This is a genomic window from Bacillus sp. AFS023182, from assembly GCF_002560575.1.
Classification (GTDB): domain Bacteria; phylum Bacillota; class Bacilli; order Bacillales; family Bacillaceae_G; genus Bacillus_A; species Bacillus_A arachidis.
This window is the reverse complement of record NZ_NTRO01000024.1, coordinates 31,308-47,582: the sequence shown is the minus strand read 5'-3', so window position 1 is coordinate 47,582 and position 16,275 is coordinate 31,308. Positions and strand designations below refer to the sequence as shown.

Sequence of the window (16,275 nt, the reverse complement as noted above, 5' to 3'; positions counted from 1 at the left end):
TTAAAAAAATTGTCTAGTTTCGTGTTGACATACCATGTATTGTGGAGAGATAAAGTGGTAACAGAGGGAAAAGATATAGAAGCGTAAAAGAAAACCTATTATTTCGTATTTTAAAGTCGTTTTCCCTAGGGAAAACAACTTTAAAACGTAAGATAATGGGAGGTATGTGAAATAATAGATAAAGCCGACTTCATGTAGAAGTCAGCCACTTAAATTATTACAATTCTTTATTTTTCCCTTTTTTATATTCTTTTTGTTTATCTAGCCAAATATGAATTAAGTCTACTAATTCAATCGTTTCTATCTCACAAAACTCTCCCTTACCATCTTCAGCCAAATTGTCTAGGACAGTAGTTGTATCTTTTCGAATTTCTATACCGCAAATGTTGCCATTTACTACTATGCAATCTTTTTCTCCGTTTAAAACACTATGTATTTCCTCTAAAATCCAATCTCCAAACGCAGAAACTTCAACGCCTAAAAAAGTTTCAACAAGTTTAATTTCTTGAGGAAGTCTCATAACTAATTTTCTATTTTTAAGTACTTCAAAACTATATGGATATTTCATTACTATTGTACTCCTTTATACTAAAAATAAAATTTTCTCCAGATATCTCTAGTAGTAGGATTTATGTATCTGATGACAAAAAGAAGGAGCTTTCTACAAGTATAGATTACAGTAATGATTATACAGTTGATCATATAAGTTATTAATATTGCAAATTGACTTTTTTCTCTAATAACATTTTCACCCTCTATAATATCAAATACATAGACAAAACCCAGATAAAGAATATAGATAAACTTCGTCTGGGCCTTACATTCTATAATCTCCTGTTCTTTCAATTGCTTTACAATCAAAATAAACAATTATACCCTCTATCCCATATCAATTCACATGAACCTTTTCACCAGTTTTATCATTTTCAAATTCCTCATTTAATATAGTTATTACATTTTCATTACTCATTCTCTCACTATCCTTATCTCTTTTAAATCATAGTAACAATAGATTATTATTAAACTCATCTATCCAGTATTTCTCTAATTTAGGTATTAACTCAGTAAAATCTTCATATTTACCATTCCAATCTTTTGGTACATATTCTTCATATGATGCTGGCTCTGGAAACATTGAATATAGTTTTTTATCATCAAAGTTAATTAATAATACCGGACTAAAATCTAATAAATCTTCTCCTTCAATTTTATTTTTAATATTTTCAAGTAATAAATAATTTAATTCCTCTGGATTTGAGTCAATATTTTGGACACAAAAAAGTTAAATCTAAGCTACTTTTTTAGCTAGATCTTCTATTGCTTGAGGAGTTTTATAACCAATGCTACTATGAATCCTCTTGCGGTTATACCATCCCTCGATGTATTGAAATAATGCTAAGCTTGCTTGTTTAAATGTGACATATTTTGTACGATATACTTCTTCTTTCTTTAAAGTGGCATGAAACGATTCTATGCAAGCATTATCATATGGACACCCTTTTTTGCTAAAAGAGGGGGTGATTTTATAGTTCGCGAGTATCGTTTGGAATTCTTGACTTGTATATTGTGTTCCTAAGTCAGTATGTAGAATGAGACCTTCTGGTGGTTTCTGTGCATAGTAAGCGTTTTCTAACGCTTTTACCACAAGATTCGTTGTCATATTTCGTGAAAATGAATATCCAACAATTTTTTTAGAATACAAATCCATGACAGATGCAAGGTAACACCAACCATCTTTTTGCGTGTGAATATAGGTAATATCCGTTACCCATTTTTCATTGATTGTCGTTGTAGAGAAGTCTTGTTCTAATAGATTTATCCGTTCCTCTACGATTGAGTTTGATGAATGTGGTTTATATTTCTTTAAGATAACGGAACGAATATTTTCTTTTTTCATGAGCCGTTGTACACGCTTTATGCTTACTTGTAATCCTTGTTCCAATAGTATTTGATGAATCTTGGGCGCACCGTAACGCTCTCCACTGTCTTGATGAATTTGTATAATTTTTTGGGTTAATTCTTCATTTTCACGACGACGCTTTGACTCTGTTTTGTGCTGAGATTGGTAGTAAGAACTTCTCGCTATCCCAAGAGTTTGGCACATCATATGAACAGGGTGTGTTTCTTTTTGACAATCGATAAATTGGTGTAATTCTGCATCTTTTATTTTCTCGCGAATATGGCCATAGCCTTTTTTAAAATTTCATTCTCTTCTTTTAGACGAACCATTTCTTTTTTCATTCGTTTTAGATCTTCGAGCGTCATTTCATCCTCATCAACTGATGTGATAGGAGAATATATTTTAATCCATTTATAAACGGTTACTTCTGATACGCCATACTCGCTACTTAACTGTTTGACAGGTTGTCCCGAATGATATAATTCAACAACCATTTTTTTAAACTCTTCATTAAATTTCTTGTTTGTCATACGGACACTTCCTCCTTGAAATCCATTGTAAGGACTTAACTAAGTTGTGTCCATATGACTATACTAACTCCACTCTTTAGTTGTTATATATTTATTAATCCTTGGTAAAAACACTTCTACATTTTCATTATCTAATACTTTCATTCCATTTCTTTCTTCAGCTTCGTCATTATCTTCAATGCTTACGCCTAAATTTTTATATGCATTGTTTAGCTTATTATAATCTAAAAACCATAATTCTTTATCTGTTACATACCATTTAAATTCATTATTATAGATGACTGCCACTACAATATTTTCTGCATAAAGTGGTTCTAATATCATAATATCCTCCTTTTATTATTACTTTGTAATCCTACCATTTTGGGCGTATTATTCTATTCATTCAATCCGAGGTACTGGCAATTCATAAGAATTTTCTGGCATTGTTGCGTCAACTATTTTCGGTGCAGTACCTCCTTGATCTAGTGAATTTGATTTATATCCTTTTTGAGGTATTGCATATTCATTTATAAAATCATCTAACCATTTAGGTATATCAAACTCAACTATCTCTGCATTACTTCCTCTGTTATTTAAGAAATATTTTGCCTGCTCATCATTACCTCTTTAGCCCCCTTTTTTGCTAAATCATTATCTCTATAAAACGTAACTAGTAGTTCCATTTGTATATTTTTGTATTTTCATATTTACTACCCCTTCCCTTTCCTACATAATTTTAGAACAGGAATATTTTGAATCTCGATTTGAAGGGATTTTTAAAACAGATTATAAAACAGCACACGATGCAACTTTAAGATCAGATCACCCTTGGAAAGTACTCAATATAGATGAGGAATTGAAATGGAGGAGATAAACTATGGCAATCCATATAACAATGAATAAAGAATTTGAAGATGAAGAAATAGTTGGGAAAATGTATTTTCATAAAAAAGAGGAAATGTTTTATGATTTAGAACCTGTTCCAGAAGAATCCATCGGAACAAGAAAGCATTATTTTAATTGTGCAATTTCTAGGATAGTAATATGTCTTAGAAATGGTGGGGAATTTTTGGATGAAATGACATACGGAGTATAGCAAAACCAACAAGTATATAAACAAAGCCGACTCAAATAACGAGCTGGTTTCTTTTTCATTATGCTATTGAGTTAACATCACTTACCATACATATTTCCTTTCGAAATTACAGTAACAGATTTTCAATTTGCTCCTTCAGACTTTGGAGTAGTTTTTGTATATGGGTATGTTACTCATAATACAACACGTAGAGTATCTGCAGATATAAACTATAGAGATACTTATAAAGTAGAAAGTATAGGTTACGATACGGATTAAGAAAAAAATAAATAAGTATGAAGGACTTTACTTGAATAGAAAATCGATAGTAATTATCCTTATTATTTCAGTCATACTATTAGGATGCTATAAATATATGGATTACAAAGATAATCAAGAAAAAGAACAAATAGCGTCTAAAGCTAAAAAAATAGCTATCCAATATTTTAAAGAACAAGAAAATATCGATATCACAGTAACAGATTTCGCGATACGGGAAAGCCCATACAGAACTTTAGTCCGCCTTTAAATATGGGATAAAAATATCCTAAAACAATTAAAATACTTATCTCGATCCTTTTTAAATTTATGAGTTATAGATTCCAATAAGTTTGTTGTACGAAAAGATAAAACAGTCAGTATAAGTACAAAAGCAATAAGTGCCAATTTTTTTCCCCATCCATAAGGAGCAAACAAACTAAATATAAGTAAGGCTGAAAAACCCAAAAATTTTATAACTCCCACTTGTTTAAACACAACTATTCTTCTCCTTGCTTAACAAATTTAGCAAAAAACCTCTTCCATGAGTATCACCAAAATACCACTCATCTCTTATTCTCGCTCCGCCTGTACCAAGTCCATACTCTAGGTAAACGGTTAAGTCATGATCTTCAAAAAGTCGGATACTATTTGGAACATCAATTTTTTTAAGCAAAACTTCATATAATCATAATAATTTGTTCTACCTCTGCTAGTTTAACTACTGTTCCAATTAGTAAAATCTCCATGATCATTCTCGTTTCTTATGTTTAGATCTTATTTGTTTTTAAGTTTGCTAAACTTCCATTCATAAAATTTATTAGTACCAAGTGCACATGCTCCTAAAATAAGAACACCTATAATAAAGCCAATCTTTTTAGGTAATTCATAAGGAGATATAAAAGCAACTACAAGTAATATAGCTATTGCAATATATGTAATAATCTTTCCTGCTTTAAATGGTTGCATATTATTATTCCCTCTTTTAATCCTCTAATTTAATGGGGCCACTTTTACAACTGTTCCAATTAGGAAAAGTTTCATTATTATTTACTCTTATTTATTTTTAACTTTTTCCCGATAAAGTCCATTAAATATGTAAATCCAATTGCTAATCCACCAAAGACAAGTATATATAAGAAAGTAAGAATACAATCTCCTAATGACTGTGGAAAAAGCAATGAAAGTAACGCAATAATAGGTAATGTTATTAAATATATAGTTCTCATATGTTTGAAAGGACGCGTTTATTTATTCCTTCTTTCATTGAATTTTTCCATAAGGTTTATAACAAACGAGTTCCATAATAAAGAAAGTGCGAGTACACACCCCAAAGAGGAAATTATAGGTATCTCTTTATTTACATTTCTACTAACTTCTCATGTAGAACTAATTCACTCTTAGCCATATACCCTCTATGCATTCCTTCTACAATCTTATCATGATTAAAATTTTCATCACCTAGATAGCCCACTTGTAAGGAACTACTACATAATCAAAATCACGTTTACCAGCTGACACAACCACTCTTCCAATAATCATAGCAAATTGTTCTATATCTTCTAGTTTAGCTACTGTTCCAATCGGTAAAAGCTTCATTTATTCTCCTTTATTTGTGATTTTTTTAGATAAACGGTCAAATAATACTGAACTTCCATATGCCAAAATTCCAATGCTAATCATAGCAATACTGAAGAATAACTTCTGCCATAAATTAAAAGGGAAAAACCACCCTGCAATAACAAGTACCATGGTTCCAATAATAATCATAAATCTACCTTGTTTGAACATATATTTACTCCTTTTTCCTTATCAAGTTAAAAAAAGAAGCCTCCCCCATGACCATTAGGTGCTGTCACATATGCCCCCATCTCTTGCCCGAAATGGAATTTATAACCGTACTCAAACCCATATTCACCTTTTAGTGTAATATCATAGCCACCTAAAAAAGGAATAAAATCCGGAATCTCAATTTTAGTAAGAGCTACTTCATACTTATGGGCTGTTAAGTATGTATAAAAAACTCCCAGCTATACACTAGGAGTTTCCCTCTCAAAGGAACTATTATAAACATAGCTTTATTTATATTTCCGATAGCTTCTCATACAAGCTTCATGTGCAGAAGATCCATATTTATTTTGCCCTCTTCTTTTTACGGTTTCTAAATATAATCTCTAACGCCACTACTGAGATGAATCCTACAGATAGCTGTAAACCTGTAAAAATAAGTTTATCATTTAGAGGAATATCAGGTACACTCCACAGTAGTACAGGAGGAACAAGTATGCCGATGATTACAAGGATTCTCATTATCTTTCCCATTTAGTTCCCCCTATCACATTTTTCAAATCTACATTTCATTTTCAGCTGATTTACAATTCTACTAACTTCTCACGTAGAACTAATTCACTCTCAGTCATATATCCTCTATGCATTTCCTCGACAATCTTATCGTGATTAAAGCATAATACTTTTTCATCACCTAAATAACCTACTGGATAAGGAACACCTACATAATCAAAATCTCGTTTATCTGCTGATACAACCATTCTTCCAATAATCATAATGATCGGCTCTACCTCTTCTAGTTTAACTACTGTTCCAATTGGTACAAGTTTCATTTATTTATTCCCCTTTTTATGTATTTTTTTGTAAGCACGTTCAAAAAACAATGAAGATCCCATAGCTATTACGCCAAAGAAAAGTACTACAAGTACATTTATAATTTTTGTTTTAATGTCTGCAGGTACCATAAAACTGGCAATGATTGTTACTATTGTACCAATAATAATAATTCTTCCTTGCTTAAACAAACTACTTATCCCTATTCTTTTTGAATTTATTAGTTATGTATTCTAATAAGTTTGTTGTACCAAAAGATAAAAAGGCTAGTATAAGTACAAAAGCAATAAGTGCCAATTTTTTTCCCCACCCATAAGGAGCAAACAAACTAAATATAAGTAAGGCTGAAAAACCAAAAATTTTTATAATTCTTGCTTGTTTAAACACAACTATTCTTCTCCTTGCTTAACAAATTTAGCAAATAAACCACCACCGACTTTTCCACCACCAACATATCCACCAGTTTCTTGACCTACATGAAACCTATAACCAAATGTTCCTAATCCTAATTCGCCACGCACTTCAAGATCATATTCCCCTATTATAGGAATAAAATCGGGGATATCAATTTTTGTTGATAGTTCATATTTTTGGACTGTTAACTCCGCATCATCTTTAAATGTGTAATCCTCAATTCCATAGGCTAGAGAACCATCTAAGAATTTTTGTGTTACCTTCATCTCGCGATCAAATATAGCGCTAGTTGTGATGGTATTTTCTAGACCTGTAACTCCTACTTTACCTCCGATAATGTTGCCTGTAAACAAGTCTTCTTTTATAGCATCAAAGGTATAAGGGGCATTTATATCAATCTCTCCATGTCCTGCCTTAAATGAAAAATTAGTATTTTCTGAAATAGCGAACTTCCCTGTTACTAAATCCCCCTCTCCTTTACCACCAAGGCGGCCATCTTCTTTCCATTCAGCTGAACCTGTAAGAATCTCAGTTTGACCATTTACAGGTTCTTGTAGATACACTGAACCTACAAAACTAGCAATCTCCATATTATCAGTTTCTTCGAATTTTTGTGCAGTTGCAAGAAGAAACTTCTCAAGCGGTTCTAATATGATTGTAAATCGAGCCATTCTTAAAGAGTAATCTCGAAAATCTGTATTAAATTTCATATAGGTTGCACCCATCCAAGCATTACAAAGCATATCAATATCTTTCTTTAGCTGCTCTTGTGTTGTCTTTGCATTGGTGATTGTTGATCGAATAGACCATGCAACCTTGCGCAACTCTTCAGGAGTAACTTTAATATTCCCCATAACCATTCCCCTTTTTAATATTCATATAGAATATTTTACCACAAGGAAGTAATTACACAGAAGAATTTTTCCATACTTATAAAAATTTTACAAAAAAAGAGTTCGCAGTTAGCAGACTGCTTCGCTACAGGCGTTTTTTGTTTGTCTTCAAATCGTTTAAAAGGAACAAGTCTGAAACAAACGCGTATTACTCACTGTACTTTGAATGATTTATACGTCTATTTATAATGCTCACTCATAGATAGGGGATACATAATTCATTTTTACTAGACTAACATTCAATCATTTTTAACTTGATCGCATACAATGATAAGAATAATAAATAAGGAGATGCATAATAATGTCGAAACCAGCTTATGGTTACGTTACACTTGTAGGTAACAATCCTATAGAAATTAAACCAGGTGCAAACATAGAATTTAATAGAAATGGTCCATTAAATCGTATAGAGTTTACCCCACCTAGTGACACCCTAATAATACCTAAATCAGGCGACTATAAAGTCGAATATCTATTATTAATTGATGGTCCTGCTTCTACTTCAATATATGGTTTAATTTTAAATGATTCTTTAGTAAGTGGGCGACTTACTAATTATGGTATACAAAGACAAGTGACTGGAGCGAGTCTGATGCTTTCTGGACAGGCTATTATCCATATTCCCAAATGCTCAACACTACAACTTCGAAATATAGGATCAACTACAGATGTGTTACTCCCCATTCTAAACGGGCACAAAATTAATGCTGCATCATTAACTATCGAGAAGCTTAACTTGTAAAAATGCATTTGTGCAGCAGAACAAACTGGTTCAAATAATAATCAGTGGGGGGATAAAACCCTCCACTGATTAAAGTTTCACTTTATCTAATCCATTTCACATAAGATTCATCAAAATACATCCATCCTTCAATGCCATCTTTGTATACATAAATCCAATCTTCGTATCTAAAATGAACGTCCCATGCTCCACTATGCGCTTTTCCTACAACTTGGTCATTTTTGGACGCTCCTTTACGAAGATTGATGTTCGTTCCTGAAATCCAAACGACACCTTTTGTTTTGCCATCTTTATTGATTTTACATACGTCATCGCGCATCCAGTTTTTTTCAGCTACTTTATACCAAAAATGAGAACCATCATAAAACCAATCTAGGTATACATGTCCAGAATCTTTTGTCGCTTGACGTACAACTTTTGCTTGTAAGGATGGCGCCTCACGAATGTTTGCTATAGCTACTGTTACAGTGATAGAACCTAAATTATTCGTTTTCCAATCAGGGGGAAGAAACCCTGGTGCAGGCTCATTATCTCCGAAAAACCATGATAAAGGCTTATCTCCAATTAAACGATTTAAATCACATTTGCCAATACCAGATATATTCCCTGCGTCAGTATATTGCCACATATCACATGGATACGCTGGTTTGATATCCCCATAACGCGGGATCCATACGAAATCAACATTTACTTTTTCCATACCAAATGGGCTGTACACATGATGTCCCGCATATAACCCTACTTTTTGAGCACCGAGTATGCGTAACTCATCAATGAAAGCTTGTGTTCCTGCACTCATATCTTCCATTGTTTTCACTTCAACATCAGCTACCCAAAACAATGCATTTTTGTCACCACGATTCCAAAAATCTCTTGCTTCTACTCTTGCATCATTTTCGGAAACAAATCTACAAAAAGCGTAGTTTCCGAACGGAACATTGTAAGCTTTCATTGAAGACACATATGATTGATACATTGGGTCTATATAGTTTGATCCATCTTGTACTCTAGCAATCACTAAGTCAAGCTGCGGGGCTGCTACTCCCCAATTAATATCACCATTCCATTTCGAAATATCGACGATATACCCCATTATTCAACATCTCCTTTATTATTATCATATTCAGAGCTTGTCTCATGGTCAGACCAAATGCCTATTGCAGTACCAACAAATAATATATAAAGTGCAAATTGATCTAATGGGCTTTCCTTTTCTATTAATCTACTTTTCCAACTAAAAATCATAGTAATAAAAAAACGCAACCTATATTTTTCGGTTGCGAACTCATACAAACTTTATCAAATCAAACTCCTTTTTCTCTTTGTCCAAGCATACTTTTATCTATCGCATAGACTAATAAGGAAGAAAAGAGTTTAGTACCACCTTCAAACATCTTCATTTATTAATATTCTACTTAATAATTCTGTCCATAAAAATAAAACAAGGATTCTTCCTTGTTCCCATTTGTTTTTCCATTCAAGAGATCAACCACCAGTATCTCCGTCTGCCATCTCGTTCACTATGGTAGTAGTTTGTTTCTTATCTACCAAAGTATGTACTCCCCATGTTAAAGAAAAATAAAAACCCTACTTTTGACACTTAAACAAAAACAGGGCTTTATTCTATACTTTTTTATAATTGTTTACTCACCAAGACAATCATTACGACAATTGCTATAAGCATGACTACTAAACACCCCATCAACTTATAGAAACCTCTCTTGGTCAATGTATTCCCTTGTATATCCTTACGAATAAATAAGTACACTGCTAAAAATAAAAGCAGCCCGATCCCAAAAGCAAATATACTTTGCATCTATCTCATTCACCTTTCTCATTTCAGCTTTAATATTTTTTAGACAAAATAACGAATGAAATAAAGACCGTACAAATTGTTAATGCTGCTAAAATGTTAAGCAGTTCTGCAGCAGACAATGTAATGATCTTTAAATTTAATCCGATTGAAAATAGAATATAATACGCTAACAACGCAAAATAAGAATAGAACATTCCTTTTTGCCGAATTAACTTCATCCTTTCATCTTTCTCCTTAAATTGTGGATGGAGATAACTTAAGCAAAAGCACATGACTGTCATCGCTAGTAATGTGTACGTTTGTGACGGTGGTGAAGAATGCGCCATTATACCTATAAATAGCATAAATCCACTCATAACAGAAAAGATAATCCCCATAATCAAAAAATATTTTTGTGAGTAGTTCATCTTTCTTTCCCCCCTATGTAGATTTAGTTCTCTTTCCCTTCATAAATAAATACATTTTCTATCGTTGTCTGAAATGTGTTCGCAATTTCAAATGCTAAAGGAAGTGATGGATCATATTTTCCTTTTTCAATTGAAATAATAGTTTGTCTAGAAACGCCAAGTTTTTCAGCTAACTTCTCTTGTGACAGGCCAAACTTTTTTCTGTATTCTACCATTTTGTTTTCCAAGGAAATATTCCCCTCCTCCTTACACAGAGTATAAATGTAAAGCAACCTTTACGTCAAGTTTACTTTACATAAACTCCTCAAAGCTCCCTACTCCCATCTTTTATTTCTAATCAAGATGATTTTTATAACGAATGCATAGAACTAAACCAACTATCGATAGAACCATTGAAAATACTATCAGCCGAATGACATGAACACCAAAATTCCCATTATCTGTTTCCCTTTTCATTTCACAGCTCCTATGTATCTCTACGCAAAAGGAACACAGCATTCATACTTTCGTAAATCCCCTTCATCTAGTTCTCATATTGATCCCTTATTTCTTTCCTGCCCATTTTTATCCACTTTTCATTTTAAACAATTGTTGAATAGTATAAAAATGGAGAGTCATAACAAATAAGAACACTCTAAACGATTCTGTTATAATATCTCACTTCCTCATTACCTAATCTACATAAAGAAATTTGCTATATCAATCGGCTATCATTAGGAAAAATTAATATCGTTATAAGCACTTTATCTTTTTAAAATATTACACTTCTTCTCCTATAGAAATGAAGCCTGCTATCATTTTCGAGCAATTTTCAGTTATATTTGCAAAAACTAACGATTTATGAACCATTTTCAAATGACAATCACCAATTATAAGCAAATACTTCTTTTTTCCTTTCAATATTTAACACTATCGAAACAAAGTTTACGATAAATTCATAATTTTTTATTTTTTATACTATATTCCATTATATTGTTGTATAATATTCTTGAAAGCGCTTATTATTTTAATATACATAAATCAAATCATCTTTGTCGAAACATTCTTTCAATTTATCCTATACTTTCATCTGGAAGATTTTGTTTTAAATACTGATGTACCAGATGAAATCACCTATTTTTTCCTTAAAATTAATTTATAACATGAAAGATTAACTTGGGTGATAAGTAATTGTGAATGTTTTTTTACAAAACGGATAAGTAATAATGTTTGGTATTATGTAAATTATTGTAATAACATAAGAGTAAAGATAACATTTACATTCATTACTGGTTCATCAATTATGAAAAGAGCAAAATGCATTCTTTCACATTATGAAAAAAGGATTACATGCATTGGGAGGTTTAAACAAATGACGAGGAAGAATACATTGACAAACCCTTGGGCCAAATTCCATGGTCCGAACCTTGGCTATGTTATTGAACAGTATGATCGTTACGTGACTAATGAAGGTTCAGTTGATCCGGAATTACAAGAGCTTTTTGAAACTTTTGGGGCTCCTACATTCCAAGCAGATGTCGTAACAGGGGACAACACAGAAATAAATTTTTCTCCTCAAAACACAGGAAACATTGAAAAGATTCTTAAAGTCGTTCAACTTGTTGAGAATATCCGTTCATTCGGTCATACATTGGCTCATATTAATCCAATGGAAGAGCTAACAAATGGACAATGTCTCATCGAGAAAGTAATGAGCGAATTAAGCGATGCAGATTTGAAAGCGATTCCAGCAAAAACAGTATGGCCAGATGCACCAATTGGTATTCACACAGCTCTTGATGTAATTAATAGATTAAAAGATGTTTATACAAAATCTTTAGCCTATGAATTTTCTCATATACAAGATAGTGAAGAACGTGCGTGGTTGCATCAAATGGTGGAATCAAATTCCTTGCGTCAACCACTACCAAATAAAAAACGAACTGCTCTTTTAAAACGTTTAACAGCTGTTGAAGGTTTTGAGCAATTCTTGCATAAAACATTTGTAGGTCAAAAACGCTTCTCTATTGAAGGCGTTGATATGCTTGTACCTGTACTAGATGAAATTATTTCTGAAGGTGCTAAGGGCGGCGTAAGTGACGTTATGATTGGTATGGCTCACCGCGGGCGCCTTAGCGTACTCGCTCACGTACTAGAAAAACCATATAGTCACATGTTTGCAGAATTCAAACATGCAACTATAGAAGGTGTAAATAGTAATGCTGGCTGGACTGGCGACGTGAAATACCATTTAGGTAGAGAGCAAGTTGTTGGGGCTGAAGATGCTCAAACACGTGTAACGTTAGCGAACAACCCAAGCCATCTTGAATTTGTTAACCCTGTTGTGGAAGGTTATGCACGTGCAGCTCAAGAAAATCGTAAAAAAGCTGGTCATCCTGAACAAGATACTTCGAAATCATTCGTAATTTTAGTTCATGGTGACGCTGCATTCCCTGGTCAAGGTATCGTGTCTGAAACATTAAACTTAAGCAGACTAAACGCATACCAAACTGGTGGAACAATTCATATTATTGCAAATAACTCAGTTGGCTTTACAACAGATAGCTATGATTCTCGTTCTACAAAATATTCAAGCGACCTTGCAAAAGGTTTCGATATTCCAATCGTCCATGTAAATGCTGACGATCCAGAAGCTTGTCTTGCAGCTGCTGACCTTGCAATCCAATATCGTATGCTGTTCAAAAAAGACTTCTTAATCGATTTAATCGGTTACCGTCGTTACGGTCATAACGAAATGGATGACCCAGCAGTTACACAACCACAAGTTTATAAAAAAATTAAAAACCATCCGACAGTTAGAGCAATCTATGCAGAGCAACTGCAAACTGATGGTGTTTTAAATGCTGATGAAGTTGAAACAATTACACAGTTTGTGCAAGAACAATTGAAAGCTGAGTATGCGGAAGTACCACCTGCTGATACTAGTGATGCAGCAATACACGTTAAAGTTCCAGACGTAGTTGCAAGAGGTATTCAACCAATTGATACAGGTCTTCCAATTGAAACTTTACGTGCATTAAACGAAGGACTATTACAATGGCCAGAAGGCTTTAATGTATATCCTAAAGTAAAGAAAATTCTTGAACGTCGTAAAGATGCTCTTGAAGATGGCGGTAAAGTGGAATGGGCTCTTGCTGAATCGTTAGCATTCGCTACCATTTTACAAGAAGGTACGCCAATTCGTTTAACTGGTCAAGATTCACAACGTGGTACGTTCGCACACCGTCATATCGTATTACATGATACAGAAACAAACGAAACATATTCACCACTTCATCGTTTACCGAATATTAATGCATCATTCTCTGTTCATAACAGTCCGTTATCTGAGGCTGCTGTTGTCGGTTATGAATACGGTTATAATGTGTTCGCTCCAGAAACTTTAGTTATGTGGGAAGCACAATATGGTGATTTCTCAAATACTGCGCAAGCATTATTTGATCAATATGTTTCAGCAGGAAGAGCGAAATGGGGACAAAAATCGGGTCTAATTCTTCTTCTGCCTCATGGTTATGAAGGTCAAGGACCAGAGCACTCTAGTGCACGTCCAGAACGTTTCTTGCAACTAGCTGCTGAAAACAACTGGACTGTTGCAAACTTAACAAGTGCGGCACAATACTTCCATATTTTACGCCGTCAAGCATCAATCCTTGGTACAGAAGCTGTTCGACCATTAGTCATTATGACGCCAAAGAGCTTATTACGTCATCCGCTTACTACTTCATCTGGAAAAGAATTAAGCGAAGGTCGTTTCCAAATGGCTCTAGAGCAAGAAAACCTTGGTACAAAACCAAATAAAGTAAAGCGTCTTGTTTTAACAACTGGTAAGATGGCAATTGATATAGCAGCAGAGGTTGAATCAGGTAAACATGAGTACAATTTAGATGAAGTTCATATTGTTCGCATTGAGCAATTGTACCCATTCCCTGCTGAAAAAGTTCAATCTATCATGAAACGCTTTAAAAACTTAGAAGAAATTATTTGGGTACAAGAAGAACCACGAAACATGGGTGCATGGCATTACATGGCTCCAATTCTGTTTGAACTTGCTGGCGATAAAGTAAAAACAGGCTACATTGGACGTCCAGATCGCTCAAGTCCATCAGGCGGCGATCCACATGCACACAAAGCGGAACAAGAACTTATCGTTGCACATGCATTAGACACAAAGTACAACTTCCGTCAAGACAAACAAGAAATAGAAGTTTATAGCAACTAAAAACGAAAGTGATTTACTCAAGCTCATTTGGGCAGAGTTCCTTACCTACTAAGTTGTAAAGAATTTCTGCCCAATCAGGCTTGAAGCATTGAGATTACCGAAGAGAAAAGAAGACAAAACACACCGTTAGGCAAATAAGGGGAGGACATTTAAAATGATCGAAATTAAAGTACCTGAGCTTGCAGAATCTATTTCAGAAGGAACTATCTCACAATGGCTTATCAATGTAGGCGACAAAGTTGAGAAAGGTGGCAGCGTTGTTGAGCTTGAGACAGATAAAGTCAATGTAGAAATCATTGCAGAAGATTCAGGTATTGTATCACAACTACTAGGAGAGCCTGGAGATACAGTTGAAGTTGGTGACGTAATTGCAATTTTAGATGCAAACGGCGTTGCAGTAAGTACATCAGCACCTGCTCCAGCAGCAGAACAACCAAAACAAGAAGTTACTGAAGCACCTAAAGCTGAGGCTCCAAGTGCTGCACCAACTAAAACAGCTTTACAAGGTCTTCCAAATACAGATCGTCCTATCGCATCACCTGCTGCTAGAAAAATGGCGCGTGAATTAGGAATCGACTTAAATGAAGTACGCAGCACTGATCCACTTGGCCGCGTGAGACCACATGATGTACAAGCACATGCTGCTGCACCAAAAGCAGAGCCAAAACAAGAAAAAACAAGTCCAAAACCAGCAGTAACTACTGAATTTGAAAAGCCAGTTGAGCGCGTAAAAATGTCCCGCCGCCGTCAAACAATTGCAAAACGTCTTGTAGAAGTTCAACAAACATCTGCAATGTTAACAACATTTAACGAAGTTGATATGACTGCAGTTATGGAATTACGTAAAGAACGTAAAGACGCGTTCGAGAAAAAACATGATGTTCGTCTTGGCTTTATGTCATTCTTCACAAAAGCTGTTGTGGCAGCATTAAAACAATTCCCATTGTTAAATGCTGAAATTCAAGGTGACGAGCTTATCATTAAAAAATTCTATGACATCGGAATCGCTGTAGCAGCTCCAGATGGATTAGTTGTTCCAGTTGTACGTGATGCAAACCAATTAAACTTCGCTGAAATTGAAAGCGAAATTCGTGAACTAGGTAAAAAAGCACGCGACAACAAACTTACATTAAAAGAACTACAAGGTGGTACATTTACAATTACAAACGGTGGTGTGTTCGGCTCCCTTATGTCAACACCAATCCTAAACAGCCCACAAGTAGGTATTCTTGGAATGCATAAAATTCAAGTAAGACCAGTTGCAATCGATGCAGAACGCATGGAAAACCGTCCGATGATGTACATTGCACTATCTTACGACCACCGTATCGTCGATGGTAAAGAAGCAGTTAGCTTCCTAGTTGCTGTTAAAGAAATGCTTGAAGATCCAAAATCATTATTATTAGAAGGTTGATAG

The 16,275-nt window shown here is 34.2% G+C and carries 21 protein-coding genes and 4 pseudogenes; 5 read left to right on the top strand and 20 right to left on the bottom strand.

Going from position 1 to position 16,275, the window contains the following annotated elements; genetic code table 11:
* Positions 1–217: 217 nt before the first annotated feature.
* The 4 genes and pseudogenes from CN288_RS13405 to CN288_RS13390 all read right to left on the bottom strand — a co-directional run.
* Positions 218–568, bottom strand: coding sequence for a hypothetical protein (locus tag CN288_RS13405; RefSeq protein ID WP_098302428.1), 351 nt, complete (start codon positions 566–568; stop codon positions 218–220).
* Positions 569–997: 429 nt separating this feature from the next.
* Positions 998–1,252 (bottom strand): annotated as a pseudogene (locus CN288_RS13400) (hypothetical protein); the annotation flags it as partial.
* Positions 1,253–1,288: 36 nt separating this feature from the next.
* A protein-coding gene (locus CN288_RS13395) for an IS3 family transposase (protein WP_098302427.1) occupies positions 1,289–2,430 on the bottom strand; the annotation gives its coding sequence in 2 pieces (ribosomal slippage) (positions 1,289–2,199 and positions 2,199–2,430; 1,143 coding nt in all).
* A gap of 72 nt (positions 2,431–2,502) precedes the next feature.
* Positions 2,503–2,754, bottom strand: a pseudogene (locus CN288_RS13390) (hypothetical protein); the annotation flags it as partial.
* Positions 2,755–3,289: 535 nt separating this feature from the next.
* Here CN288_RS13390 and CN288_RS13380 point away from each other — a divergent pair.
* Together CN288_RS13380 and CN288_RS28770 are read left to right on the top strand one after the other, a co-directional pair.
* Positions 3,290–3,508, top strand: coding sequence for a hypothetical protein (locus CN288_RS13380; protein WP_098302426.1), 219 nt, complete (start codon positions 3,290–3,292; stop codon positions 3,506–3,508).
* Positions 3,509–3,863: 355 nt separating this feature from the next.
* Positions 3,864–4,016, top strand: a complete 153-nt coding sequence (locus tag CN288_RS28770) for a hypothetical protein (RefSeq protein ID WP_170833679.1) — start codon at positions 3,864–3,866, stop codon at positions 4,014–4,016.
* On the opposite strand, the gene CN288_RS13375 is transcribed toward CN288_RS28770, so the two are convergent.
* The 10 genes and pseudogenes from CN288_RS13375 to CN288_RS13320 all read right to left on the bottom strand — a co-directional run bounded on the left by CN288_RS13375 (position 4,013) and on the right by CN288_RS13320 (position 7,635).
* Entirely contained in the window at positions 4,013–4,243 is a 231-nt protein-coding gene (locus CN288_RS13375; RefSeq protein ID WP_098302425.1) for a hypothetical protein, read from the bottom strand. The two genes, CN288_RS28770 and CN288_RS13375, sit on opposite strands and share 4 nt — an antisense overlap.
* A 279-nt stretch (positions 4,244–4,522) precedes the next feature.
* Positions 4,523–4,714, bottom strand: a complete 192-nt coding sequence (locus CN288_RS13365; protein WP_098302424.1) for a hypothetical protein — start codon at positions 4,712–4,714, stop codon at positions 4,523–4,525.
* 77 nt (positions 4,715–4,791) lie between these two features.
* Positions 4,792–4,974, bottom strand: a complete 183-nt coding sequence (locus tag CN288_RS13360; RefSeq protein ID WP_098302423.1) for a hypothetical protein — start codon at positions 4,972–4,974, stop codon at positions 4,792–4,794.
* 131 nt (positions 4,975–5,105) lie between these two features.
* A pseudogene (locus CN288_RS13355) lies at positions 5,106–5,344 on the bottom strand (DUF4176 domain-containing protein).
* The gene (locus CN288_RS13350) at positions 5,345–5,536 is read right to left on the bottom strand and encodes a hypothetical protein (RefSeq protein WP_098302422.1); all 192 of its coding nucleotides are present in this window, start codon (positions 5,534–5,536) and stop codon (positions 5,345–5,347) included.
* 342 nt (positions 5,537–5,878) lie between these two features.
* Positions 5,879–6,067, bottom strand: coding sequence for a hypothetical protein (locus CN288_RS13340; RefSeq protein WP_098302421.1), 189 nt, complete (start codon positions 6,065–6,067; stop codon positions 5,879–5,881).
* Positions 6,068–6,117: 50 nt separating this feature from the next.
* Positions 6,118–6,366 (bottom strand): DUF4176 domain-containing protein, encoded by a 249-nt coding sequence (locus CN288_RS13335; RefSeq protein ID WP_098302420.1) that lies wholly within the window; start codon positions 6,364–6,366, stop codon positions 6,118–6,120.
* A complete protein-coding gene (locus tag CN288_RS13330; RefSeq protein WP_098302419.1) occupies positions 6,367–6,558 on the bottom strand; it encodes a hypothetical protein in 192 nt (63 codons plus the stop codon).
* A gap of 1 nt (position 6,559) precedes the next feature.
* Complete coding sequence (locus tag CN288_RS13325) at positions 6,560–6,754, bottom strand: hypothetical protein (protein ID WP_098302418.1); 195 nt, start codon at positions 6,752–6,754, stop codon at positions 6,560–6,562.
* A 2-nt stretch (positions 6,755–6,756) separates the two neighbouring features.
* Positions 6,757–7,635, bottom strand: coding sequence for a WXG100 family type VII secretion target (locus tag CN288_RS13320; RefSeq protein WP_098302417.1), 879 nt, complete (start codon positions 7,633–7,635; stop codon positions 6,757–6,759).
* Positions 7,636–7,975: 340 nt separating this feature from the next.
* On the opposite strand from CN288_RS13320, the gene CN288_RS13315 reads away from it, so the two are divergent.
* Entirely contained in the window at positions 7,976–8,416 is a 441-nt protein-coding gene (locus CN288_RS13315) for a hypothetical protein (protein WP_098302416.1), read from the top strand.
* Positions 8,417–8,954: 538 nt separating this feature from the next.
* Here the strand turns inward: CN288_RS13315 and CN288_RS29575 are convergent.
* The 6 genes and pseudogenes from CN288_RS29575 to CN288_RS29570 form a co-directional block, all read right to left on the bottom strand.
* Positions 8,955–9,509: pseudogene (locus CN288_RS29575) on the bottom strand (glycoside hydrolase family 25 protein); the annotation flags it as partial.
* Entirely contained in the window at positions 9,509–9,661 is a 153-nt protein-coding gene (locus CN288_RS13305; RefSeq protein ID WP_141527968.1) for a pseudouridine synthase, read from the bottom strand. The gene CN288_RS13305 and the pseudogene CN288_RS29575, both read right to left, overlap by 1 nt.
* Positions 9,662–10,049: 388 nt before the next feature.
* Entirely contained in the window at positions 10,050–10,232 is a 183-nt protein-coding gene (locus CN288_RS13300; RefSeq protein WP_026591445.1) for a DUF3976 domain-containing protein, read from the bottom strand.
* 29 nt (positions 10,233–10,261) lie between these two features.
* Complete coding sequence (locus tag CN288_RS13295) at positions 10,262–10,639, bottom strand: hypothetical protein (RefSeq protein WP_026591446.1); 378 nt, start codon at positions 10,637–10,639, stop codon at positions 10,262–10,264.
* A 23-nt stretch (positions 10,640–10,662) separates the two neighbouring features.
* Positions 10,663–10,866, bottom strand: coding sequence for a helix-turn-helix transcriptional regulator (locus tag CN288_RS13290; protein WP_026591447.1), 204 nt, complete (start codon positions 10,864–10,866; stop codon positions 10,663–10,665).
* Positions 10,867–10,972: 106 nt separating this feature from the next.
* On the bottom strand, positions 10,973–11,095 hold the full coding sequence (locus tag CN288_RS29570; RefSeq protein WP_255259971.1) for a hypothetical protein: 123 nt from the start codon (positions 11,093–11,095) through the stop codon (positions 10,973–10,975).
* A gap of 895 nt (positions 11,096–11,990) precedes the next feature.
* Here CN288_RS29570 and CN288_RS13285 point away from each other — a divergent pair.
* Both CN288_RS13285 and odhB read left to right on the top strand, forming a co-directional pair.
* Positions 11,991–14,858: a 2-oxoglutarate dehydrogenase E1 component gene (locus CN288_RS13285; RefSeq protein ID WP_098302413.1), complete on the top strand. Its 2,868-nt coding sequence runs from the start codon at positions 11,991–11,993 to the stop codon at positions 14,856–14,858.
* 154 nt (positions 14,859–15,012) lie between these two features.
* Positions 15,013–16,272: a 2-oxoglutarate dehydrogenase complex dihydrolipoyllysine-residue succinyltransferase gene (odhB, locus tag CN288_RS13280; protein ID WP_026591449.1), complete on the top strand. Its 1,260-nt coding sequence runs from the start codon at positions 15,013–15,015 to the stop codon at positions 16,270–16,272.
* Positions 16,273–16,275 lie beyond the last annotated feature (3 nt).

Coding starts and splice junctions, on each gene's coding strand:
- CN288_RS13300 (WP_026591445.1), bottom strand. CDS start 10,232: ATGCAAAGTATATTTGCTTTTGGGATCGGGCTGCTTTTATTTTTAGCA.
- odhB (WP_026591449.1), top strand. CDS start 15,013: ATGATCGAAATTAAAGTACCTGAGCTTGCAGAATCTATTTCAGAAGGA.
- CN288_RS28770 (WP_170833679.1), top strand. CDS start 3,864: ATGGATTACAAAGATAATCAAGAAAAAGAACAAATAGCGTCTAAAGCT.
- CN288_RS13335 (WP_098302420.1), bottom strand. CDS start 6,366: ATGAAACTTGTACCAATTGGAACAGTAGTTAAACTAGAAGAGGTAGAG.
- CN288_RS13305 (WP_141527968.1), bottom strand. CDS start 9,661: ATGATTTTTAGTTGGAAAAGTAGATTAATAGAAAAGGAAAGCCCATTA.
- CN288_RS13320 (WP_098302417.1), bottom strand. CDS start 7,635: ATGGGGAATATTAAAGTTACTCCTGAAGAGTTGCGCAAGGTTGCATGG.
- CN288_RS13340 (WP_098302421.1), bottom strand. CDS start 6,067: ATGGGAAAGATAATGAGAATCCTTGTAATCATCGGCATACTTGTTCCT.
- CN288_RS13295 (WP_026591446.1), bottom strand. CDS start 10,639: ATGAACTACTCACAAAAATATTTTTTGATTATGGGGATTATCTTTTCT.
- CN288_RS29570 (WP_255259971.1), bottom strand. CDS start 11,095: ATGAAAAGGGAAACAGATAATGGGAATTTTGGTGTTCATGTCATTCGG.
- CN288_RS13285 (WP_098302413.1), top strand. CDS start 11,991: ATGACGAGGAAGAATACATTGACAAACCCTTGGGCCAAATTCCATGGT.
- CN288_RS13360 (WP_098302423.1), bottom strand. CDS start 4,974: ATGAGAACTATATATTTAATAACATTACCTATTATTGCGTTACTTTCA.
- CN288_RS13315 (WP_098302416.1), top strand. CDS start 7,976: ATGTCGAAACCAGCTTATGGTTACGTTACACTTGTAGGTAACAATCCT.
- CN288_RS13365 (WP_098302424.1), bottom strand. CDS start 4,714: ATGCAACCATTTAAAGCAGGAAAGATTATTACATATATTGCAATAGCT.
- CN288_RS13380 (WP_098302426.1), top strand. CDS start 3,290: ATGGCAATCCATATAACAATGAATAAAGAATTTGAAGATGAAGAAATA.
- CN288_RS13350 (WP_098302422.1), bottom strand. CDS start 5,536: ATGTTCAAACAAGGTAGATTTATGATTATTATTGGAACCATGGTACTT.
- CN288_RS13405 (WP_098302428.1), bottom strand. CDS start 568: ATGAAATATCCATATAGTTTTGAAGTACTTAAAAATAGAAAATTAGTT.